Raw genomic sequence first — 22551 nt, 5'->3', positions numbered from 1 at the left:
TGGAGGCGTGTGTCTTTCGACCGAAGCGCCTCTCGCCTTCTTGTGAACGGGGGACCATCCCCTCGCCCGGGTGTCATCGAGACTGATGCCGTAACGACAAACAGAAAAACCGGAACGCGCGCTTTGGGCGTTCCGGCGGCGCACAGGCCGTCCGTTAGATTGTCACGATCTCAGCAACCGGCGAACCGGCCACGCCTCGAAAGTGGGCGGCTTCTACGCGCGATAGGGGCCAAGGTCAAGAAGGCGGCGTTAACACCTCGCCACCGCCGCCCTGTCCCTCAAAGCTTGGCCGTCTCCAATAGAACCGCAAGTTGCCTGAAACCTGCCACGCTTCGCGTTCAGCTTGATCCGAACGGAGGGGCCAGGGGTGATGACCGCGACTGCGATCGGTCGATCGGGGCAGGTACGGCTGGACTGGCGCAGGGCCGGGCTGGCGGCGACCGCCGTTGGGCTCAACGCCGGCGCGATCGCCCTACTGTCCCTGACCGACCTTGGTCCGCGCAATCGACCGCTGCGAAGCGAACCGATGATCGTCTATTTGGACGAGGCCTGGCCAAGGCTGGCGCGCACGCCGCAAGCAGGGGCTGATGTCGCTGATAGACCGGCGTCCGCCACCCCGCTTAGCGATATGACACCCACGACGCGGGATGATTCGCCGGGATCGCAGATCTCAGAAACAGCGCCGGCCTCAGCGCCCTCGATCAGCCCTGCCGAGAACGACGCCATCGACGCCCGGTGGCGGGTCGGCGCGGTCACGCCGGGATCGAACGGCGCGATCCTGTCCTGCGACGCCCCACAACGATTGTCGCCAGAGGCGCGACGTCGTTGCGACGAACGCTGGGCCGGGCGCGAGAACGCGCGCGCCATCGCTGGGACGGGGAATGCGGAACGCGATGCGACTTTCGCCCGCCACGGCGCGCGCCGTCTTGCCGCGTGGGAGGCGCAGCGCGCCATGCCGACCCGAGGCGATCCGCCGTGCGAACGCCCCAATCCGATCGCCGGTTGTGAAGGCGTGACCGTGCAAGTCGAGCTATTCTCCTCGCGAGACGGCTTCCTGCCCAACCTCAGAAAGCGCCGCGAATGACCGCCCTGCCCTTGCCACGCCCCGGACGGCCCGACTGGCGCAAGGCTGGGCTGGCGACGGCCTCGGTCGTCATCAACACGGCCCTGATCGCCTTCCTGTCGTTCACGGCGCCCGGCATCAAAAGACCCGACTTCGTTTCAGAGCCGCCGCCGATCTATGTCGACATCACGCCGCGCCCTCTCCTGCCCGACGAGCAGCCGCGCATCCCGGTCCAGACGCCCCCCGCCAGCGACGCCACGACGACGCCTCGCAACGCCCGCGAGGTCGCCGCCCCCTCTGCGCGCCCGGAGACGCCGCAGGATGTTCGCCCCGCGCCCCTCCGTCCCCGGATCGCCGCCCCCTCGCCCCAGGGCGTCACCGCCCCGCCCGACGCTTGGACGGTCAATCCGAATGACCGTTCGAACGCCATGGCCCGCACCCTGCGTCAGGGCCTGATCGGCTGCACAACGCCCCAACAGCTCAGCACTGCCGAGCGCGCCAACTGTCGCGAGGACGCCATGCGGCGCGGCCTGAACGCCGCCCCCATCACCGGCACCGGCAATCCCGAGCGCGACGCCGCCTTCGCCCGCGAGGGGGCGCGTCGTCTGGCGGAATGGGAGCAACGCCGCCGCCCCTTGTCAGGCGGCGTGGGCGTGGTCGGCCCGGCGGACTGCGTGGGATCGAACTTCGGCACGGGCTGCGCCGGTGCCCAACTGCCTGACGTTCCTGGCGTGGACATGCGCCAGGGCGCAGAAACGACGATCAACCGTGGCGAACGTCGCCGTCAGCCATAGAAAAAGGGCGGCGCCGTTTCCAGCGCCGCCCCTTCATGTCTTCGCTTCCGAAACGGAAGATCAGCTTTCGCTGCTCTCCAGCTCCAGTTGCAGATCGGCCGGCAACGGCTCGATCGAGTCTTCGCGGGCCTGGGTCAGCTCTGCATCGCGATCGTTGGCGATCTTCTGCAGGGCGCGCAGGTAGGCGCCGGTGCCTGCCGGGATCAGTCGGCCGACGATGACGTTTTCCTTCAGGCCTTCCAGCATGTCCTTCTTGCCGTGGACCGAGGCGTCGGTGAGGACGCGGGTGGTCTCCTGGAACGACGCCGCCGAGATGAAGCTGCGGGTCTGCAGCGACGCCTTGGTGATGCCCAGCAGGACGGGCTGGGTGGTGGCCTGACGGCCGCCACGCTTCTCGACCTTCTGGTTTTCCAGCACGGCTTCGGCGACTTCGACGGTGTCGCCGCGGATCAGGGTGGTTTCACCCGAATCCAGGACTTCGACCTTCTGCAGCATCTGACGCACGATGACTTCGATGTGCTTGTCGTTGATCGGCACGCCTTGCAGGCGATAGACCTCCTGCACTTCGTTCACCAGATACTCGGCCAGCGCCTCGACGCCCTGGATGCGCAGCAGGTCGTGCGGATCCGGGTTGCCGTCGATGATGTAGTCGCCCTTCTGGATCAGGTCGCCGTCCTGGACGGAGATGTACTTGCCCTTCGGGATCAGGAACTCGACCGGTTCGGCCTGCACGCCGTCGGCGTTGACTTCCGGCGTGATCTTGATGCGGCGCTTGTTCTTGTAGTCGCGGCCGAATTCGACGCGACCATCCATCTCGGCGATGACCGCGCAGTCCTTGGGACGGCGAGCTTCGAACAGTTCGGCGACGCGCGGCAGACCGCCGGTGATGTCGCGGGTCTTGGCTCCTTCGGTCGGAACGCGGGCGATGATCTCGCCCGGCTTGACCTCGTCGCCGTTCGACACGGACAGAACCGCGCCCACGGGCAGCAGGTAACGGGCGTCTGAGCCCGAAGCCAGCTTGGCGTAGCCGTCGCCCAGGGTGACGCCCATGGCCGGACGCAGGTCCGAACCGCGCGGGCTGGCGCGCCAGTCGCTGACGACGCGCTGGGCGATGCCCGTCGCTTCGTCGGTTTCTTCCTTGACCGACAGGCCTTCCACCAGATCCTCGAAGCGAATGATGCCGCCGACTTCCGTCAGGATGGGGGTGGTGTAGGGGTCCCACTCCGCCAGACGTTGGTTCTTCTTGACCTCGCTGCCTTCCTTGACGCGGATGCGGGCGCCGTAAGGGGCCTTGTGCGTCTCGCGGTCCTTGCCGTCCACGACCACGGTCACGATGACGTTGCGGCTCATGGAGACCAGGTCGCCGTGGGCGGCGATGACGGTCGGGCCGGTGATCTTGGCCACGCCGGCGTTGGTCGCCTCCATGAAGGAGGTTTCCGCCACCTGCGCCGTACCGCCAATGTGGAAGGTCCGCATGGTCAGCTGGGTGCCCGGCTCGCCGATCGACTGGGCGGCGATGACGCCGACCGCTTCGCCGATGTTGACGTTGGTGCCGCGCGCCAGGTCACGCCCGTAGCAGTGGGCGCAGATGCCGGCTTCCGCCTCGCAGGTCAGGGCCGAACGGACCTTGACCGACTGGACGCCGGCGGCCTCGACGACCTCGGCGACCTCTTCCACCAGATAGGTGTCGGCGGGGAACAGGACGTTATCGGTGCCCGGCTCCTTGATGTCCTCGGCCGCATAGCGACCCAGAATGCGCTGACCCAGCGAGACCAGCACGTCGCCGCCTTCCATAACCGCACGCAGCGTGATGCCGCGCGTCGAGCCACAGTCGATCTCGGTGACGATGGAGTCCTGCGCAACGTCCACCAGGCGACGGGTCAGGTAACCCGAGTTGGCGGTCTTCAGCGCGGTGTCGGCCAGACCCTTACGGGCGCCGTGGGTGGAGTTGAAGTATTCAAGGACGGTCAGGCCTTCCTTGAAGTTCGAGGTGATCGGCGTCTCGATGATCTCGCCGGAAGGCTTGGCCATCAGGCCGCGCATGCCGCCCAGCTGCTTCATCTGCGCCTGCGAACCACGGGCGCCGGAGTTGGCCATCATGAACACCGAGTTGATGTCGGGGTTTTCACCCTCGATCAGCACGCGCGGTTGCGCGATCTCGGCCATCATGGCGTCGGCGATCCGGTCCGTAGCCTTGGACCAGGCGTCGACCACCTTGTTGTACTTCTCGCCGCGCGTGATCAGGCCGTCGGCGTACTGTTGTTCGTACTCCTCGACCTGGGTGCGGGTCTCGGCGACCAGTTCGACCTTCTTGGCCGGGATCACGATGTCGTCCTTGCCGAACGAGATGCCGGCCTTGGCGGCTTCGCGGAAGCCCAGGCCCATCATCTGGTCGGCGAAGATCACCGTCGCCTTCTGACCGCAGTGGCGATAGACCACGTCGATCAGATTGCCGATTTCCTTCTTGGTCAGGTTCTTTTCGAGCAGGCGATAGCCGACGTTCGGGTTGCGCGGCAGCAGGGCCGCCAGCTTCATCCGGCCCGGCGTGGTGTCGATCACCTTGGTGATCTCCTTGCCTTCGGCGTCCTGTTCCGTCCAGCGCGCCTTGATGCGCGTGTGCAGGGTGACGACCTTGGCGTCCAGCGCGGCGTCGATCTCGCCGATGTTGGCGAACAGCTTGCCTTCACCCGGCTCGCCGTCCTTGACCAGCGACAGATAGTACAGGCCCAGGACGATGTCCTGCGACGGCACGATGATCGGCTTGCCGTTGGCGGGCGACAGGATGTTGTTCGTCGACATCATCAGGACGCGTGCTTCCAGCTGGGCCTCAAGGCTCAGCGGGACGTGAACGGCCATCTGGTCGCCGTCGAAGTCGGCGTTGAACGCCGTACAGACCAGCGGGTGCAGGCGGATGGCCTTGCCCTCGATCAGCTTGGGCTCGAACGCCTGGATGCCCAGACGGTGAAGCGTCGGCGCGCGGTTCAGCAGGACCGGGTGCTCGCGGATGACCTCGTCCAGGATGTCCCAGACGGCGGGCTGCTCGCGCTCGACCATGCGCTTGGATTGCTTGACGGTGCCCGACAGGCCCTTGGCGTCAAGGCGCGCATAGATGAACGGCTTGAACAGCTCCAGCGCCATCTTCTTAGGCAGGCCGCACTCGTGCAGCTTCAGTTCCGGTCCCACGGTGATGACCGAACGGCCCGAGTAGTCGACGCGCTTGCCCAGAAGGTTCTGACGGAAGCGGCCTTGCTTGCCCTTCAGCATGTCGGCCAGCGACTTCAGCGGACGCTTGTTGGCGCCCGTGATGACGCGACCGCGACGGCCGTTGTCGAACAGCGCATCGACGGACTCTTGCAGCATCCGCTTTTCGTTACGGATGATGATGTCCGGCGCGCGGAGCTCCATCAGGCGCTTCAGGCGGTTGTTGCGGTTGATGACGCGGCGATACAGGTCGTTCAGGTCGGAGGTCGCGAAACGACCGCCGTCCAGCGGCACCAGGGGACGCAGTTCCGGCGGGATGACCGGCACGATCGTCAGGATCATCCACTCGGGCTTGTTGCCCGATTCCAGGAAGGCCTCGATCAGCTTCAGGCGCTTGGACGCCTTCTTGGCCTTCATTTCCGAAGGGCTGTCCGCCAGCTCGCCGCGGTGCTTTTCAGCCTCGGCGTGCAGGTCGATGCCCATCAGCAGGTTGCGTACTGCCTCGGCGCCGATTTCGGCGGTGAAGCCGTCATCGCCGAACTCTTCCTGGTAACGATAGAACTCGTCTTCCGTCAGCAGTTGGTTCTGCTTCAGCGGGGTCAGGCCCGGCTCGGTGACGATGTAGTTCTCGAAATACAGGACACGTTCCACGTCCTTCAGCGCCATGTCCAGCATCAGCGAGATGCGCGACGGCAGCGACTTCAGGAACCAGATGTGGGCGACCGGGGCGGCCAGGTCGATGTGACCCATACGCTCGCGGCGAACGCGAGCCAGCGTGACTTCGACGCCGCACTTCTCGCAGATGATGCCCTTGTACTTCATGCGCTTGTACTTGCCGCACAGGCATTCGTAGTCCTTGGTCGGGCCAAAGATACGCGCGCAGAACAGGCCGTCACGCTCGGGCTTGAACGTGCGGTAGTTGATGGTTTCCGGCTTCTTGATCTCGCCGAACGACCACGAACGGATCTTTTCCGGCGAGGCCAGGGCGATCTTGATCTGGTCGAAGGTCGGGGTGACCGGGACCGGGTTGAAGATGTTCAGGACTTCCTGGTTCATCTTGATTCCTTCTGCGGGGTAGACCCGCGAAAATTATTCAGAACGGAGAGAAGCGGAGGGATCGCCCTCTCCCGCCTTGGCGGGAGAGGGCTCGTGATCCGGCTCAGCTGTTCCCCAGCTCCACGTTCAGACCCAGCGAACGCATTTCCTTGATGAGCACGTTGAAGCTCTCGGGAATGCCGGCCTCGAAGCTGTCGTCGCCGCGGACGATGGCCTCGTAGACCTTGGTCCGTCCGGCCACGTCGTCGGACTTCACCGTCAGCATCTCCTGCAGGGTGTAGGCGGCGCCGTAGGCTTCCAGAGCCCAGACCTCCATTTCCCCGAAGCGCTGACCGCCGAACTGCGCCTTGCCGCCCAGCGGTTGCTGGGTGACGAGCGAGTACGGACCGATGGAGCGGGCGTGGATCTTGTCGTCGACCAGGTGGTGCAGCTTCAGCATGTAGATGTAGCCGACCGTGACCGGACGCTTGAACTGCTCACCCGTCTGACCGTCGTACAGGATCGACTGGGCCGACTTGTTCAGACCAGCTTCTTCCAGCAGGCGTTCGATGTCGCCGATGTGCGCACCGTCGAAGACCGGAGTCGCGAAGGGCACGCCCTTGGACAGGTTCTTCGCCAGCTCGATCAGCTCTTCCTCATCCTGCGGCAACGGGGTTTCCGCGCCGTAGATATGCGTCAGACGATCGATCAGGGCCTGCTTCTGGCCACCACCCTGCCAGGCTTCCAGCAGACCGGAGATCTGCTTGCCTAGGCCGGCTGCGGCCCAACCCAGGTGGGTTTCGAAGATCTGGCCGATGTTCATGCGCGAAGGCACGCCCAGCGGGTTCAGAACGACGTCCACGTGCGTGCCGTCTTCCAGGTGCGGCATGTCCTCGATCGGCAGGATCTTGGAGATGACGCCCTTGTTTCCGTGACGGCCGGCCATCTTGTCGCCGGGCTGAAGCTTGCGCTTCACGGCCACGAAGACCTTGACCATCTTCATCACGCCGGGGGGCAGTTCGTCGCCGCGTTGCAGCTTCTCGACCTTGTCTTCGAAACGACGGTCCAGTTGCTTACGCGCGTCTTCGAACTGGCGCTTCATCGCTTCCAGCTCGCCCATGGCCTTTTCGTCGTCCAGGGCGATCTGCCACCACAGACCACGGCTGACCTCGGCCAGCTTCTCGTCGGTCAGTTCGCCGCGGCCGATACCCTTGGGTCCCGACACGGCGTTCTTGCCGATGATCAGCGGCTTCAGGCGGCCATAGACGTTGCGTTCAAGGATCTTGAGCTCGTCGTCGCGGTCCTTGCCCAGGCGTTCGATCTCGGCGCGTTCGATCGCCATGGCGCGCTCGTCCTTGTCGACGCCGTGACGGTTGAAGACGCGAACGTCCACGATCGTGCCGGCGACGCCGGGCGGCAGGCGCAGGGAGGTGTCGCGCACGTCCGAAGCCTTCTCGCCGAAGATGGCGCGCAGCAGCTTCTCTTCCGGGGTCATCGGGCTTTCGCCCTTCGGCGTCACCTTGCCGACCAGGATATCGCCCGGCTGGACTTCGGCGCCGATGGCCACGATGCCCGCTTCGTCGAGGTTGCGCAGGGCTTCCTCGCCGACGTTGGGGATGTCGCGGGTGATTTCTTCCGGACCCAACTTCGTATCACGCGCCATCACTTCGAACTCTTCGAGGTGGATGGAGGTGAAGACGTCGTCGCGCACGATGCGCTCCGAGATCAGGATGGAGTCTTCGAAGTTGTAGCCGTTCCAGGGCATGAAGGCGACGAGGGCGTTGCGGCCCAGGGCCAGTTCGCCCAGGTCCGTCGACGGGCCGTCGGCGATGACGTCGCCGGCCTTCACCTGGTCGCCCACGCGCACGATCGGGCGCTGGTTGATGCAGGTCGATTGGTTGGAACGCTGGAACTTCGACAGGCGATAGATGTCGACGCCCGAACGGGCGGCGTCCACGTCGCCGGTGGCGCGCACGACGATCCGGGTGCCGTCGATCTGTTCGACGACGCCTTCACGACGGGCGACCACGACGGCGCCGGAGTCCACGGCCACGACCGCTTCCATGCCGGTGCCGACCAGCGGCGCGTCCGACTGCACCAGAGGCACGGCCTGACGTTGCATGTTCGCGCCCATAAGCGCGCGGTTGGCGTCATCGTTTTCCAGGAATGGGATCAGGGCGGCGGCGACCGAAACGACCTGCTTCGGCGACACGTCCATCATGTCCACGGCGTCGCGGTTCAGCAGCTGGGATTCGCCGTTGATCCGGCCGGGGACCAGGTCCTCGACGATGCTGCCGTTCTTCAGTTCGATATTGGCCTGGGCGATCGTGTATTTCGACTCTTCCATGGCCGAGATGTAGACCACCTCGTTCTGGGCCACGCCGTCCTTCACGCGACGGTACGGGCTCTCGATGAAGCCGTATTTGTTGACGCGCGCATGGGTGGCCAGCGAGTTGATCAGGCCGATGTTCGGGCCTTCCGGCGTTTCGATCGGGCAGATGCGGCCGTAGTGGGTCGGGTGGACGTCGCGGACTTCGAAGCCCGCGCGCTCACGCGTCAGACCGCCCGGGCCAAGCGCCGAAAGGCGACGCTTGTGGGTGATTTCCGACAGCGGGTTCGTCTGGTCCATAAACTGCGACAGCTGCGACGAACCGAAGAACTCGCGCACCGCAGCGGCGGCCGGCTTGGCGTTGATCAGGTCGTGCGGCATCACCGTGTCGATGTCGACCGAGGACATGCGCTCCTTGATGGCGCGCTCCATCCGCAGCAGACCGACGCGGTACTGGTTTTCCAGCAGCTCGCCGACCGAACGGACCCGGCGGTTGCCCAGGTTGTCGATGTCGTCGATCTCGCCACGGCCGTCCTTCAGGCCGACCAGGATCTGCAGCACCTTCAGCACGTCGTCCTTGCGCAGGACGCGGATCTCGTCGGAAACCTCGGGGGTCTCCAGGCGCATGTTCATCTTGACCCGGCCGACGGCCGACAGGTCGTAGCGTTCGCTGTCGAAGAACAGCGAGTTGAACATGTTCTCGGCGGCTTCCGGGGTGGGCGGCTCGCCCGGACGCATCACGCGATAGACGTCGAACAGGGCGTCCTCGCGGTTGTCGTTCTTGTCCACCCGCAGGGTGTTGCGCATGTAGGCGCCGACCGTGACGTGGTCGATGTCCAGCACCTCGATGGTGGTGAAGCCGTTTTGCTCCAGCACATCGATGGTCGGGGCGTCCAACTCGTCGCCGGCCTCGGCGAAGATCTCGCCGGTCTCGAAGTTGACGGCGTCATTGGCCAGGTACTTGGTGACCAGGGCGTCTGCGGCCAGCGACAGCGAGGTCGTGGTGTCGCCCAGCTTCTTGGCGGCGCGCGCGCTGATCTTCTGGCCGGCCTGGGCGATCACTTCGCCGGTGTCGGCGTCGACCAGGTCGAACTCCGGCTTCACACCGCGCCAGCGCTCGGCCTTGTACGGCGTGACCCAGCCCTCGCCGCGCTTCTCGTAAGGCACGGTCTCGTAGAAGGTCTTCAGGATTTCTTCGCCGTCCATGCCCAGACCCATCAGGAAGGTCGTGGCCGGCAGCTTGCGGCGGCGGTCGATGCGGACATAGACCACGTCCTTGGCGTCGAACTCGAAGTCGAGCCACGAACCGCGGTACGGGATCACGCGGGCGGCAAACAGCAGCTTGCCCGAGCTGTGCGTCTTGCCCTTGTCGTGGTCGAAGAAGACGCCCGGCGAACGGTGCATCTGCGAGACGATCACGCGCTCGGTGCCGTTGACGATGAAGGTGCCCTTGTCCGTCATGAGCGGGATGTCGCCCATGTAGACGTCCTGCTCCTTGATGTCCTTGACCGAACGGGCTCCCGTTTCCTCGTCGGTCTCGAACACGATCAGGCGCAGCTTGACCTTCAGCGGCGCGGCATAGGTCATGTCGCGCTGGATGCACTCCTCGACGTCGTATTTCGGCTCTTCGAACTCGTACGAGACGTATTCAAGGATGGCGCGTTCGTTGAAGTCCTTGATCGGGAACACCGACTTGAAGACCGCCTCGATGCCCTGCTCCTTGCGGACGCCCGGACGGACCTCACGCTGCAGGAACTGTTCGTAGGAAGCGCGCTGGACCTCGATCAGGTTGGGCATCGCCACCGCTTCGGGGATACGCCCGAAGGATTTGCGGATGCGCTTCTTGCCGGTGAACGAGGTGGCGGAAGCGATCTGACCGTTGATGGCGAGATCGTGGGCGACGTCAGTCATTCAGTGTTTCCCATGACGCACGACCCGGGAAAGTCGTGCGTGAAATGCAGCAGCCACGGCGCGCGTTTCCGCGTCCGCAGCCAGGGTTTCGGCGTCCACCCTCGGCCCGCTGCCGGACCAGGACGCCTGAAATGTACCGGCTCCCTGGGGAAGGAGCCGCGCCTTCGCACGGTCGGAGGGCGACGGACCGGGCCTCGGCGCTTGCGCGCAGACTCATATGGAGTGTTGCGGAGCGCGCACATATACGCGCATTCGCGACGAAATAAAGGCCCCACGGAACCTTTTCATTCCCGCCGTCCAATCCCGTTGCCGCCGACATCTGCGTCAACTAGCGTCGCCATATGACACGCACCGCCCTGCCCCTACTCGCCCTCCTCGCCCTGTCCGCCTGCGCCACGCGCGGCGAACCCGTCACCTACGCCGAGACCGCCTCGGCCGCCGCCCGTGCGGCCGCCGCCGTCGCGGGCCAGACCTCCCAGACCCCGCAGGAAGCCTGGGACGCCGGCAACACCGCCTATCTCGCCTGGAACGGCGCCCGGCGCGGCTGGACCACCACCGCCAGCGGCCTGCAGTACCGCCGCGTCGGCAAGGCCCACCCCGAGGGCGCCCAGCCCTCCGGCTCCGACACGGTCAAGGTCCACTATCGCGGCACCTTCATCGACGGGCGCGAGTTCGACAGCTCCTATTCCCGCAACGAGCCGGCCGAGTTTCCCCTGAACCGCGTCATCAAGGGCTGGACCGAGGGCGTCGCCCTGATGCGCGTCGGCGAGATCTACGAGTTCGTCATCCCCGCCTCGCTCGGCTACGGCTCGCGCTGGGTCGGCGGCGGCGAACTGCCGCCCAACTCGACCCTGCGCTTCTCGGTCGAACTGCTTGAGGTCAAGCCGGCGGGCTGACCGGACAACGGGTCGCGGGGCGGAACGCCGGTCCAGCCTGTACCGTTGGCCCCATCATGATCCGCACCCTCCTCCCCGCCTCACTCGCCCTTCTCCTCGCGGCCACGACCGCGTCAGCCCAAGATCAGGCACAGGCCCCGACCCAGGACCGGCCGACCTACGGCCCCCGTCTGGAGGGCTACGACTACCCCTTCCCCGTCCAGACCTTTGCGTTCGAGTCCCAGCGCCAGCCGCTGGAAATGACCTATATGGACGTGGCCCCGACCGGCCCCGCCAACGGCCGCACGGCGGTCCTGCTGCACGGCAAGAACTTCTGCTCCGCCACCTGGGCGCCCACCATCCGCGTCCTGGCCGAGGCCGGTTTCCGCGTCATCGCCATCGACCAGATCGGCTTCTGCAAGGCCTCAAAGCCCGCCGCCTATCAGTTCAGCCTCCCGCAACTGGCGACCAACACCAAGGGCCTGCTCGACAGCCTGAACATCGACCGCGCCGTCATCGTCGGTCATTCCATGGGCGGCATGCTGGCGGCCCGGTTCGCCATCCAGCATTCCGACGCCGTCGAGCGCCTGGTTCTAGTCAACCCCATCGGCTTGGAAGACTGGCAGGCCGAGGGCGTCCCCTACGCCCCGCTGGATGCCGCCTACGCCAACGAGCGCCGCACCACCTTCGACAGCATCAAGGCCTATCAGCAGAAGGTCTATTACGACGGCCAGTGGCGACCCGAATACGACGAACCCGTCGCCATGCTGGCGGGCATGTACGCCGGACCGGGCGGCGACGCCGTCGCCTGGAACCAGGCCCTTACCTCGGACATGATCTTCACCCAGCCGATCGCGCATGAGTTCGCCCGCATCGCCGCCCCGACCACATTGATCATCGGGGGCACGGATCGCACCGCCCCCGGCGCCAACCGCGCCTCGCCCGAGATCCAGGCCCGTCTCGGCCAGTATCCTGCCCTTGGCCGCCGCACCGCCGAGGCCATTCCCGACGCGACCCTGGTAGCCTTCCCCGACTTGGGCCACGCGCCCCAAACCCAGGATCCCGACCGCTTCCACGCGGCCCTGCTGAAGGCGCTCAATTAGCGCGGCATCGTTTGGTGCGTTCGGCTTTCGCCTTATTTGCTCTCGGGCGTCAGGATCGCTACATCCGGCCCAACTCCCCAATCAGACGAACCCGAAGGGCGCACCGCACCTCATGGCGCAGCAATATATTTTCCAGATGCAGGGTCTGACCAAGACCTTCCCCGGCGGCCGAAAGATCTTCGAGAACATCTGGCTCAGCTTCTACAACGACGCCAAGATCGGTGTCGTGGGCGTCAACGGCTCGGGTAAATCCACCCTGCTGAAGATCATGGCCGGCCTGGACACCGAGTTCACCGGCGAGGCGCGCGCCGCCGACGGCATCAAGCGCGGCTACTTGGAACAAGAGCCCAAGCTGGATGACAGCCTGAACGTTCGCGAGAACGTCGAGGCTTGGTGTGAAGAGAAGCAGTGGGTCAACCGCTTCAACGCCATCGCCACTGAAATGGCCGAGAACTACACCGACGAATTGATGGAGGAGATGACCGCCCTCCAGGAGAAGATCGACGCCGGCGACGTCTGGGACATCGATAGCCGCATCGAAATGGCCATGGGCGCCCTGCGCTGCCCGCCCGACGATTGGGAGACGGCCAACCTGTCCGGCGGTGAAAAGCGTCGCGTGGCCCTGGCCCGCCTGCTGCTGAGCAAGCCCGACATGCTGCTACTCGACGAACCGACCAACCACCTGGACGCCGAATCCGTCGCCTGGCTGCAGCACCACCTGGAAAACTTCCCCGGCTGCGTCATCCTGGTGACCCACGACCGTTACTTCCTGGATCTGGTCACCAAGTGGACGCTGGAACTGGACCGCGGCAAGGGCCACCCGCACGAGGGCAACTACTCCTCGTGGCTTGAAGCCAAGACCAAGCGCGTCATTCAGGAAAACTCGGAATCCGAAGCCCGCCAGCGCGCCCTCAGCCGCGAACTGGACTGGGTGCGCTCCGGCGCCAAGGCCCGCCAGGCCAAGTCCAAGGCCCGTCTGGCCGCCTACGAGCGGATGGTCGACGAGCAGGAATCGATGCGCGGCGCCCAGACCCACGCCCACATCCAGATCCCGCCTGGCCCGCGCCTGGGCAATGTCGTGCTGGAAGTCGAGGGCCTGAAGAAGTCCTATGGCGACAAGACCCTGTTCGACAACCTGACCTTCAAGCTGCCGCCCAACGGCATCGTCGGCGTCATCGGCCCCAACGGCGCCGGCAAGTCGACCATGTTCAAGCTGATCACCGGCCAGGAAACCCCTGACGGCGGCACCGTCAAGGTCGGCGAAACGGTCAAGCTGGCCTATGTCGATCAGTCGCGCGACGATCTGAAGCCGGACGAGACCATCTGGCAGGCCATCTCGGGCGGCACCGAAGTGATGATGGTAGGCAAGCGCGAAATCAACACCCGCGCCTATGTCGGCAGCTTCAACTTCAAGGGCGGCGACCAGCAGAAGAAGGTCGGCCAACTGTCCGGCGGTGAGCGTAACCGCGTCCACCTGGCCAAGACCCTGGCCTCGGGCGGCAACCTGATCCTGCTCGACGAACCGACCAACGACCTGGACATCGAAACCCTGCAGAACCTCGAAGAGGCTCTTGAGGGTTTCGCGGGCTGCGCCGTGGTCATCTCCCACGACCGCTGGTTCCTTGACCGTCTGGCCACCCACATCCTCGCCTTCGAAGGCGACGGCCATGTGGAATGGTTCGAGGGGAACTTCGAAGCCTATGAACAGGACAAGATGCGCCGCCTGGGCGCCGACAGCATCATTCCCAAGCGCATCCAGCACCAGAAGTTCGGGCGCTGATCGCCTGACCTGAAAAGAGGAGCCGCTGCATGACCCAACGCCCCGCCGTTCTCATCATGCAGCGGCATCTCGCCCCGCTCTCGGGGTTTCTGGAGAGCGCCTACGACGTCTATCGCTTCTGGGAAGGCCCGCCGATCGAGGCCGCCCACGACATCCGCGTCATGATCGTCGCGGGCGAGGCTGCGCTGGACAAGGCGCTGATCGAACGCCTGCCCAACCTCGACCTGCTGGCCTGTTTTACCTCGGGCTATGACGGCATCGACATCGACTGGTGCCGTGAGCGCGATCTGGCTGTCACCCATGCCCCCGGCGTCAATCACGAGGATGTCGCCGATCACGCCCTGGGTCTGATCCTGGCCGCCCGTCGCCAGATCGCCTCGGGCGATCGCCAAGTCCGTTCCGGCGGCTGGACCGCCGAGACCCGCACCATCACCGCCTCCCTCGGCGGCCAGAAACTGGGCATCGTCGGTCTGGGCCATATCGGCAAGGCCGTCGCCGACCGCGCCGAAGCCTTCCGTATGGCGGTCAGTTGGTGGGGACCGCGCCCGCACGACGCCGAATGGCCGCGCGCCGACAGCCTGCTCGCCTTGGCCAAAGCCAGCGACATCCTCGTGGTCGCCTGCAAGGCCGACGAGACCAACCAGGGCCTGATCTCGCGCGACATCCTCGACGCGCTGGGCCCTGACGGCCTGCTGGTCAATGTCTCGCGCGGCCAGGTCGTGGACGAAGACGCCCTGATCGCCGCCCTGAAATCAGGAAGCCTGGGCCAGGCTGCGCTTGATGTCTTCATCGAGGAGCCGACCGACCCGAACCGCTGGGCCGACGTGCCCAACGTCGTACTGACGCCCCACACCGCCGGGGCCACGACCGCCGGGGTGCAGGGCATGCTGATGTTGTTGATGCAGAACCTTCAGGCGCATTTCGCGGGTGAACCGCTGAAGACGCCCGCGGCCTGACTTCAGCGTGGGCGCTGCGGGCGTTCGTCCGCCGTCACGACGCCGTCGCCGTTCCTGTCCAGCGTCTTGAACTGGGCGTCGACGCCGATGTTGAACTCGTCGCGCGTCACCCGGCCGTCCGCGTCCGCATCCATCCGCGTCAGCATCCGACCGCCACGCGCATTGGCCAGTTCGTTTGCATCGACCAGATCGTCATCATTGGCGTCCAGCCGGTCGAACATCTGGGTCATCCGCGCCTGCATCTGCGCCAGGTTCTCGCGTTCCGGCGGCCGCATCCCGCCCATCTGTCCCCCCATGGGCGGACCCGACATCTGGGGCGTCGGCGGTTCAGGGAAGTCGCTCTGGGCCAGTGCCGGACCGGCGGCGGCGAGAGCGAAAGCGGTGATCAACAGGCGACGCATGGGACTGCTCCAAAAGGGCTTCGAACTCTTGAACGCACGCACGAACTATTCCCGTCGCGGCCCCGTCAAGGAAGCGATTTCGCTTGCCAAATCATATAAGGATATCTTTATATGAACATATGAGCCTGTCCGCTGATCAGACTGTCGAAGCCCTGCGCGCGGCCGGAGAACCCACCCGCCTGCGCATCCTGTCGCTGCTGGCCGGCGAAGAGCTTTCGGTCATGGAGATGTCGCGCATCCTGGACCAGAGCCAGCCGCGCGTGTCGCGCCATCTGAAGCTGATGACAGACGCCGGGCTGATCGAACGCTTCCCGGACGGCGCCCGCGTCTATTATCGCCTGTCGCACGACGCCCAGGCACGCCGCCTGATCGACACGGTGCTCGACATTCTGGCTGACGATGCAGGCGAGGCCGATCACCGCCGCCTCGACGAGGTTCGCAAGGACCGCGAGGAAGCCGCCGTCAGCTATTTCGAACAGATCGCGCCCCAGTGGGATCGCCTGCGCTCGCTCTACGTCAGCGAGACCGCCGTCGAAGCCGCCCTGGAAAAGGCCGTCGGCCCCGGCCCGTTCGAACGCGTCGTCGATCTTGGCACCGGCTCGGGTCGGATGCTGACCCTGTTCGGCAAAAAGGCCAAGATGTCGGTCGGGCTGGACCTCAGCCAGAACATGCTGAACATCGCCCGCACCAATGTCACCAAGGCCGGGCTGGACAAGGTCGAGCTGCGCCACGGCGACATATTCGCCACCCGCCTGCCCGCGGCCAGCGCCGATCTGGTGATCGTGCATCAGGTGCTGCACTACCTGTCCGACCCGTCCGCCGCCGTCGCCGAGGCCGCCCGCCTGGTCAGCCCGAACGGCCGCCTGGTCATCATCGACTTCGCTCCCCACGACTTCGAACATATGCGGGAAGCGCATCAGCATCGCCGCCTGGGTTTCGCTGACAGCGAGATCAACGGCTGGCTGCTGGACGGCGGCCTGACGCCCTCCGCCCCCATCGCCCTGCCGCACGACGCCGAGGGCCTGACCGTGACCATCTGGACGGCGGAACGCCGCGTCCAGGACAGAAAGACCGCCTGATGGCTTCCTTAGCTGACGCTCGCGCCCTGCTGCTGTCGCCCCTGGGCCCTGTCGCTCGCGCCGGGTCCAACCGCGACGACGTGCGCGTCTCGTTCGAGTTCTTCCCGCCCAAGACCGACGAGGCAGAGGCCAATCTGTGGAAGGCGATCCGACGCCTGGAGCCGCTGAACCCCGCCTTCGTTTCGGTCACCTACGGCGCCGGGGGCTCGACGCGTGAGCGGACCCACCGCACAGTCCAGCGCATCATCACCGAGACCTCGCTTCGCCCTGCCGCCCACCTGACCTGCGTCGAGGCCAGCCGCGAAGAAGTTGATGAGGTCATCGCGGGCTACAAGACCATCGGCGTCGATCACATCGTCGCCCTGCGCGGCGATCCGCCGGGCGGTTCCGGCATCGGCGGCGTCTATCAACCTCGCTCAGACGGCTACGCCAACGCCACCGAACTGACCCAGGCCATCAGCCGCGCCGGTGGCTTCGACGTCACCGTCGGCGCCTACCCAGAACGCCACCCCGAGAGCCCCTCCATCGACCACGACATCGAGGTGCTGAAGGCCAAGGTCGATGCCGGCGCCACCCGCGCCGTCAGCCAGTTCTTCTTCGACATCGACGCCTTCCTGCGTTTCCGCGACAGGGTGCGGGCGGCGGGGGTGACCATTCCCCTGATCCCTGGCGTCATGCCTGTGTCCAACTTCGCCGGCCTGACCCGGATGTGCAGCGCCTGTGGGACCAGCATCCCCGATTGGCTGAAGGCCCATTTCGACGGGCTGGACGACGACCCGGAAACCCGACGCTTGCTCGCCGCCTCGGTCGCCGCCGAAACCTGCGCGCGTCTGCAGGAAGAGGGCTTCTCCGACTTCCACTTCTACACCCTGAACCGCGCCGATCTGGTCTATGCGATCTGCCGCGTTCTGGGCGTGCGTGAAACCAGGAGCGCCGTCGTATGAAGTTGCTTTCGGTCGCCGCCTTCGCCGTCGCTCTTGTTTACTCGCCGCTTTCCGCTACGGCCCAAACCGCCGAGGAACGGATCGAATGGAACAGACCGGTCCAACCCTTCAATGTGGCCGGCAATGTGAACTATGTCGGCGTTGAAGGGGTCTCGGCCTACCTTATTACGACGCCGCAAGGCCATATTCTGATCGACGGCGGTCTGCCCGAAAGCGCGCCGCTGATCCTGGCGTCGATCCGTAAGCTCGGCTTCGATCCGGCTGACGTGAAATTGCTGTTGAATAGTCACGCCCATTTCGACCACGCTGGCGGCATGGCCGCGCTGAAAGCCGCCACCGGCGCCCAAGTCGTCGCCAGCGAGGGTGATAAGCCGGCATTGGAGAGTGGGCGCCATATCGGTCTGGCCAACTACGAAGGACGTTTTTCGGCCATCACCGTCGATCGCGTAGTCCGAGACGGCGATACGGTGGAGTTGGGCGGTACGATCCTAACGGCGCGCGTCACGCCCGGTCACACCGCCGGATGCACAAGCTGGAGCGTGCCGGTCGAGCAGCAGGATAAGACCCTGACGGTCCTGTTCTTCTGCAGCGCCAGCGTGGCCGGGGCGACCTTGGTCGACAACACGGAATATCCCCAAATCGTGTCGGACTTCCGCTCCACGTTCGACCGGTTGGACAGGATGCATGTCGATATTTTGCTGGCGAACCATCCGGGCCTGGTGGATCTGTTTGAACGTCGCCGGCGACAGCAGGCTGGCGACGCCGCCGCATTCGTTGATCGAGGCGCCCTCCCCGCCCTCTCGCATGAACTGAGAGCCGCTTTCGAGGCGAACCTCGCACGTCAGGAAGCCAATCGATGACCCGCGCCGAACGCATCGCCGCCCTGCATCAGGCGGCCAAGGAACGGATCCTGGTCCTCGACGGCAGTTGGGGCGTGATGATCCAGCGGCGCGGCCTGTCCGAAGCCGACTTCCGCGCCGACCGTTTCGTCGCCGCCAACGGCTATGACGAGAAGCACCAGATGAAGGGGAACAACGACATCCTCTGCATCACCCGCCCGGACATCATCTTGGACCTGCACGACCAATATTACGGCGCGGGCGCAGATATCAGCGAGACCAACACCTTCTCCGGCACCACCATCGCCCAGGAGGACTACGCCCTCGACGCCCAGGCGGTGTGGGACATCAATCTGGAAGGCGCCAAACTGGCCCGCGCCGCCGCCGACCGCTGGACGGAAAAGGAGCCGCACAAGCCGCGCTTCGCCGCCGGTTCGATCGGCCCGCTGAACAAGATGCTGTCGATGTCGTCCGACGTGAACGACCCCGGCGCGCGGCTGGTGACCTTCGATCAGGTTTATGAGGCCTATCGCCATCAGGTGAAGGCGCTGAACGAGGGCGGCGTCGATCTGTATCTGATCGAAACCATCACCGACACGCTGAACTGCAAGGCCGCGATCAAGGCGATCAAGGACCTGGAAGACGAGGGCATGGACGCCCTGCCCATATGGATCAGCGGCACCATCACCGACCGCTCGGGCCGCACCCTGTCGGGCCAGACCGCCGAGGCTTTCTGGAACAGCGTGCGCCACGCCAAACCCTTCGCCGTCGGGTTCAACTGCGCCCTGGGCGCCGACCTGATGCGCCCCTTCATCGCCGAGCTTAGCCGCGTCGCCGACACCCTGGTCGCCGCCTATCCCAACGCCGGCCTGCCCAACGCCATGGGCCAGTACGACGAGGAACCACACGAGACCGCCCACTTCATCGAGGAATGGGCCGCCTCCGGCCTGGTCAACATCGTCGGCGGCTGCTGCGGCACGACGCCGGACCACATCAAGCACGTCGCCGAAGAGGTCGCGCCGCTCAAGCCGCGCGCGATTCCGGAACGGCCGGTGGCTCTGCGTCTGTCGGGGCTGGAACCGTTCGAGATGGTGGCGTGAGCAAGACCGCAGAGGTTGAGGCGTTCGAGCGGTTGCGTATCGAACTCCGAAAACTCGCGGCAAGCAGCCCAGCCTGCGCGATCGATCACGAATCTAAGAAATATATTCTTCTCCGAATGGGGGACGGCGGCGACATGTCTCTTCTGGACGCGCGCCTCGGTAGCTTCGAACTAAGCCTGAGCTGCGGCCAAGGCCTGGACTTCCAACTGCTCAGAAATGATCGCGACGTCGAAGAGGCACTCGCTCTTTGCGATGCGGTCATTGCGGGCCGAGGCGTCTCTGTCAGCGGTCCCAAAGGCTATCCGACACGCTCCTGGATATTCCTGGATAGTCGGGGCTTCAAAAAAGCCGTCACGACCAGTGCTGTAGCCATCACGTCATGGCGCCGCGCCCGGTCGATCAAAAAAAGCCTTTGGCAGCGAAACCGGTTGCCTATCCTCGTAGTCGAGTCTGCCTGATGCGCCCCACCTTCATCAACGTCGGTGAAAGAACCAACGTCACCGGCTCGGCCAAATTCCGCAAGCTGGTGGTCGAGGGCGACTATTCGGCCGCCCTGGACGTCGCCCGGCAACAGGTCGAGGCCGGCGCCCAGATCATTGACATCAATATGGACGAGGGCCTGCTGGACGGCGTCGTCGCCATGCGGACCTTTCTGAACCTGATCGCGGCCGAGCCCGACATCGCCCGCGTGCCGGTGATGATCGACAGCTCCAAATGGGAGGTGATCGAGGCGGGCCTGAAGTGCGTCCAAGGCAAACCCATCGTCAACTCCATCAGCATGAAGGAGGGCGAACAGGCCTTCCGCGACCATGCGATCAAATGCCTGCGCTATGGCGCCGCCGTCGTGGTCATGGCCTTCGATGAGGTGGGCCAGGCCGACACCGCCGCCCGCAAGATCGAGATTTGCACCCGCGCCTATAATATCCTGGTCAACGAGGTCGGCTTCCCGCCCGAGGACATCATCTTCGACCCCAATATCTTCGCCGTGGCGACGGGGATCGAGGAACACGACAACTACGCCGTCGACTTCATCGAGGCGGTAAAGGTCATCAAAGCGACCCTGCCCTACGCGCGGATCTCGGGCGGGGTGTCGAACGTCTCGTTCAGCTTCCGCGGCAACGAGCCGGTGCGCCGGGCGATCCACAGCGTCTTCCTGTACCACGCCATCCAGGCGGGCATGGACATGGGCATCGTCAACGCCGGCGACCTGCCGGTCTATGACGACATCGACCCGACCCTGCGCGAGGCGGTCGAGGACGTGATCCTGAACCGTCCGCAGCGGACGAACGTCTCGAACACCGAACGCCTTGTCGACATCGCCCCCAACTACAAGGGCGACAAGGGCGTCGCCCGCGTCGTCGATCTGAAATGGCGCGACCAGCCTGTCGCCGCCCGTATCGCCCACGCCCTGGTCAACGGCATCACCGAATATATCGACGCCGACACGGAAGAAGCCCGCCTCTCCTTCGACCGCCCCCTGCACGTCATCGAAGGCCCGCTGATGGACGGGATGAACGTGGTCGGCGACCTGTTCGGCTCGGGCAAGATGTTCCTGCCCCAGGTGGTGAAGTCCGCCCGCGTGATGAAACAGGCCGTCGCCTGGCTGGAGCCCTTCATGGAGGCCGAGAAGGCGGGCAAGCCGCGCGAACAGGCCGGCCGGATCCTGATGGCCACGGTCAAGGGCGACGTCCACGACATCGGCAAGAACATCGTCGGCGTCGTCCTTCAATGTAACAACTATGAGGTCATCGACCTGGGCGTCATGGTCCCGGCCGACCGCATCCTGGACGCCGCCCTCGAGCACAACGTCGATATCATCGGCCTGTCCGGCCTGATCACCCCGTCGCTGGACGAGATGGTCTTCGTCGGCGCCGAGATGGAGCGGCGCGGCTTCGACATCCCCCTGCTGATTGGCGGCGCCACCACCAGCCGCACCCATACGGCGGTCAAGATCGAGCCCGCCTATCGCCGGGGTTCGACCACCTATGTCGTCGACGCCAGCCGCGCCGTCGGCGTGGTTTCCGGCCTGCTGTCCAAGACCGACCGGGCCAAGAACGAGGCGGCCACCCGCGACGAATATATCCGCATCCGCGAGCAATACGCCCGCGGTCAAGAGGTGAAGGCCCGCGCCACCCTGGCCCAGGCGCGCGAGAACCGCTTCCGCATCGATCCGACCCAGCCCCTGCCCGGCAAGCCGTCCTTCATCGGCGTGAAGGCCTTCGACGCCTGGGACCTGAAGGACCTGGCCGACCACATCGACTGGACCCCCTTCTTCGCCAGCTGGGAGCTGATCGGCCGCTATCCGCTAATCCTCGAAGATGAGATCGTCGGCGAGGCTGCGCGCGACCTGTTCGAGGACGCCAAGCTCATGCTGAAGCGGATCATCGACGAGAAGTGGTTCACGGCCAAGGGCGTGGTCGGCTTCTGGCCCGCCCGCGCCGAGGGCGACGACGTCATCGTCTTCGCCGACGAAAGCCGGGACGCCGAGATCGCCCGCTTCCACACCCTGCGCCAGCAGATCAAGAAGTCGAACGGCAAGCCCAACCTGGCCCTATCCGACTTCATCGCCGAAGAGGGCGAGGACTATATCGGCGCCTTCGCCGTCACCGCCGGTCATGGTGAGCTGGAAGTCGCCAAACGGTTCAAGGACGCCGGCGACGACTATTCGTCTATCCTGGCCACGTCGCTCGCCGACCGCCTGGCCGAGGCCTTCGCCGAGCGGCTGCACAAGGAAGTCCGGACCCAACTGTGGGGTTACGCCGCCGACGAGGCGACCGGGATCGACGACCTGATCACCGAACAGTATCAGGGCATCCGACCCGCCCCCGGCTATCCGGCCCAGCCCGACCACACGGAAAAGGCGACGCTGTTCCGCCTGTTACAGGCCGAGGACAACGCCGGCATGGCCCTGACCGAAAGCTATGCGATGACGCCCCCGGCCTCGGTCTCGGGCCTCTATTTCGGCCATCCGGGCAGCCACTATTTCGGCGTCGGCAAGATCGATCTGGATCAGGTCGAGGACTACGCCCGTCGCAAGGGCTGGAACGTGGCGACGGCCGAACGCTGGCTGGCGCCCATCCTCAACTACGATCCCTATGCCGCCAAACGCGAAACGGCGGCCTGAGCCGAAGCTCAAGCCGC

15 protein-coding genes are annotated in these 22551 nt (G+C 65.3%); 12 read left to right on the top strand and 3 right to left on the bottom strand.

What is annotated here, in order from left to right:
• Nucleotides 1-370: 370 nt before the first annotated feature.
• Together ACP7BH_RS01455 and ACP7BH_RS01450 are read left to right on the top strand one after the other, a co-directional pair.
• Entirely contained in the window at nt 371-1084 is a 714-nt protein-coding gene (locus tag ACP7BH_RS01455) for a hypothetical protein (protein WP_425984295.1), read from the top strand.
• Nucleotides 1081-1857: a hypothetical protein gene (locus ACP7BH_RS01450; RefSeq protein WP_425984297.1), complete on the top strand. Its 777-nt coding sequence runs from the start codon at nt 1081-1083 to the stop codon at nt 1855-1857. Before ACP7BH_RS01455 ends, ACP7BH_RS01450 begins: the two co-directional genes overlap by 4 nt.
• Nucleotides 1858-1917: 60 nt before the next feature.
• On the opposite strand, the gene rpoC is transcribed toward ACP7BH_RS01450, so the two are convergent.
• Nucleotides 1918-6114 carry a DNA-directed RNA polymerase subunit beta' gene (gene rpoC / locus ACP7BH_RS01445; RefSeq protein ID WP_409718734.1) on the bottom strand — a complete coding sequence of 1399 codons (4197 nt, stop codon included), beginning with the start codon at nt 6112-6114 and terminating at the stop codon, nt 1918-1920.
• A gap of 103 nt (nt 6115-6217) precedes the next feature.
• Complete coding sequence (rpoB, locus tag ACP7BH_RS01440) at nt 6218-10333, bottom strand: DNA-directed RNA polymerase subunit beta (protein WP_425984299.1); 4116 nt, start codon at nt 10331-10333, stop codon at nt 6218-6220.
• A gap of 341 nt (nt 10334-10674) precedes the next feature.
• On the opposite strand from rpoB, the gene ACP7BH_RS01435 reads away from it, so the two are divergent.
• The 4 genes from ACP7BH_RS01435 to ACP7BH_RS01420 all read left to right on the top strand — a co-directional run bounded on the left by ACP7BH_RS01435 (nt 10675) and on the right by ACP7BH_RS01420 (nt 15047).
• Nucleotides 10675-11229 (top strand): FKBP-type peptidyl-prolyl cis-trans isomerase, encoded by a 555-nt coding sequence (locus ACP7BH_RS01435; RefSeq protein WP_425984301.1) that lies wholly within the window; start codon nt 10675-10677, stop codon nt 11227-11229.
• Between the two features lie 56 nt (nt 11230-11285).
• Nucleotides 11286-12311 (top strand): alpha/beta fold hydrolase, encoded by a 1026-nt coding sequence (locus ACP7BH_RS01430; RefSeq protein WP_425984303.1) that lies wholly within the window; start codon nt 11286-11288, stop codon nt 12309-12311.
• A 112-nt stretch (nt 12312-12423) separates the two neighbouring features.
• Nucleotides 12424-14091 carry an energy-dependent translational throttle protein EttA gene (gene ettA / locus ACP7BH_RS01425; RefSeq protein WP_135195668.1) on the top strand — a complete coding sequence of 556 codons (1668 nt, stop codon included), beginning with the start codon at nt 12424-12426 and terminating at the stop codon, nt 14089-14091.
• 29 nt (nt 14092-14120) lie between these two features.
• Nucleotides 14121-15047: a 2-hydroxyacid dehydrogenase gene (locus ACP7BH_RS01420; RefSeq protein WP_425984305.1), complete on the top strand. Its 927-nt coding sequence runs from the start codon at nt 14121-14123 to the stop codon at nt 15045-15047.
• 2 nt (nt 15048-15049) lie between these two features.
• Here the strand turns inward: ACP7BH_RS01420 and ACP7BH_RS01415 are convergent, their stop codons facing one another.
• Nucleotides 15050-15448 (bottom strand): hypothetical protein, encoded by a 399-nt coding sequence (locus ACP7BH_RS01415; RefSeq protein ID WP_425984307.1) that lies wholly within the window; start codon nt 15446-15448, stop codon nt 15050-15052.
• Between the two features lie 119 nt (nt 15449-15567).
• On the opposite strand from ACP7BH_RS01415, the gene ACP7BH_RS01410 reads away from it, so the two are divergent.
• The 6 genes from ACP7BH_RS01410 to metH are packed head-to-tail and all read left to right on the top strand — an operon-like array spanning nt 15568 to nt 22534.
• Entirely contained in the window at nt 15568-16527 is a 960-nt protein-coding gene (locus tag ACP7BH_RS01410) for an ArsR/SmtB family transcription factor (protein ID WP_425984309.1), read from the top strand.
• Nucleotides 16527-17471, top strand: coding sequence for a methylenetetrahydrofolate reductase [NAD(P)H] (gene metF, locus ACP7BH_RS01405; RefSeq protein ID WP_425984311.1), 945 nt, complete (start codon nt 16527-16529; stop codon nt 17469-17471). Before ACP7BH_RS01410 ends, metF begins: the two co-directional genes overlap by 1 nt.
• On the top strand, nt 17468-18331 hold the full coding sequence (gene bla / locus ACP7BH_RS01400) for a subclass B3 metallo-beta-lactamase (protein ID WP_425984313.1): 864 nt from the start codon (nt 17468-17470) through the stop codon (nt 18329-18331). The genes metF and bla overlap by 4 nt, the downstream gene beginning before the upstream one ends.
• Nucleotides 18328-19410, top strand: a complete 1083-nt coding sequence (locus ACP7BH_RS01395) for a homocysteine S-methyltransferase family protein (RefSeq protein WP_425984315.1) — start codon at nt 18328-18330, stop codon at nt 19408-19410. Before bla ends, ACP7BH_RS01395 begins: the two co-directional genes overlap by 4 nt.
• On the top strand, nt 19407-19868 hold the full coding sequence (locus ACP7BH_RS01390; RefSeq protein WP_425984317.1) for a hypothetical protein: 462 nt from the start codon (nt 19407-19409) through the stop codon (nt 19866-19868). The genes ACP7BH_RS01395 and ACP7BH_RS01390 overlap by 4 nt, the downstream gene beginning before the upstream one ends.
• Nucleotides 19868-22534 (top strand): methionine synthase, encoded by a 2667-nt coding sequence (metH, locus tag ACP7BH_RS01385; RefSeq protein WP_425984319.1) that lies wholly within the window; start codon nt 19868-19870, stop codon nt 22532-22534. Before ACP7BH_RS01390 ends, metH begins: the two co-directional genes overlap by 1 nt.
• The last annotated feature ends 17 nt before the right edge of the window (nt 22535-22551 follow it).

It is taken from the genome of Brevundimonas sp. TWP2-1, from assembly GCF_049897645.1.
GTDB lineage: Bacteria > Pseudomonadota > Alphaproteobacteria > Caulobacterales > Caulobacteraceae > Brevundimonas.
The sequence above is the reverse complement of the archived record's forward strand: the minus strand, read 5'-3'. Positions and strand labels throughout refer to the sequence as shown.

What these genes read in the sequence shown, in the direction of transcription:
- ACP7BH_RS01455 (WP_425984295.1), top strand. Translation starts at nt 371, where the DNA reads ATGACCGCGACTGCGATCGGTCGATCGGGGCAGGTACGGCTGGACTGG.
- ACP7BH_RS01450 (WP_425984297.1), top strand. Translation starts at nt 1,081, where the DNA reads ATGACCGCCCTGCCCTTGCCACGCCCCGGACGGCCCGACTGGCGCAAG.
- rpoC (WP_409718734.1), bottom strand. Translation starts at nt 6,114, where the DNA reads ATGAACCAGGAAGTCCTGAACATCTTCAACCCGGTCCCGGTCACCCCG.
- rpoB (WP_425984299.1), bottom strand. Translation starts at nt 10,333, where the DNA reads ATGACTGACGTCGCCCACGATCTCGCCATCAACGGTCAGATCGCTTCC.
- ACP7BH_RS01435 (WP_425984301.1), top strand. Translation starts at nt 10,675, where the DNA reads ATGACACGCACCGCCCTGCCCCTACTCGCCCTCCTCGCCCTGTCCGCC.
- ACP7BH_RS01430 (WP_425984303.1), top strand. Translation starts at nt 11,286, where the DNA reads ATGATCCGCACCCTCCTCCCCGCCTCACTCGCCCTTCTCCTCGCGGCC.
- ettA (WP_135195668.1), top strand. Translation starts at nt 12,424, where the DNA reads ATGGCGCAGCAATATATTTTCCAGATGCAGGGTCTGACCAAGACCTTC.
- ACP7BH_RS01420 (WP_425984305.1), top strand. Translation starts at nt 14,121, where the DNA reads ATGACCCAACGCCCCGCCGTTCTCATCATGCAGCGGCATCTCGCCCCG.
- ACP7BH_RS01415 (WP_425984307.1), bottom strand. Translation starts at nt 15,448, where the DNA reads ATGCGTCGCCTGTTGATCACCGCTTTCGCTCTCGCCGCCGCCGGTCCG.
- ACP7BH_RS01410 (WP_425984309.1), top strand. Translation starts at nt 15,568, where the DNA reads ATGAGCCTGTCCGCTGATCAGACTGTCGAAGCCCTGCGCGCGGCCGGA.
- metF (WP_425984311.1), top strand. Translation starts at nt 16,527, where the DNA reads ATGGCTTCCTTAGCTGACGCTCGCGCCCTGCTGCTGTCGCCCCTGGGC.
- bla (WP_425984313.1), top strand. Translation starts at nt 17,468, where the DNA reads ATGAAGTTGCTTTCGGTCGCCGCCTTCGCCGTCGCTCTTGTTTACTCG.
- ACP7BH_RS01395 (WP_425984315.1), top strand. Translation starts at nt 18,328, where the DNA reads ATGACCCGCGCCGAACGCATCGCCGCCCTGCATCAGGCGGCCAAGGAA.
- metH (WP_425984319.1), top strand. Translation starts at nt 19,868, where the DNA reads ATGCGCCCCACCTTCATCAACGTCGGTGAAAGAACCAACGTCACCGGC.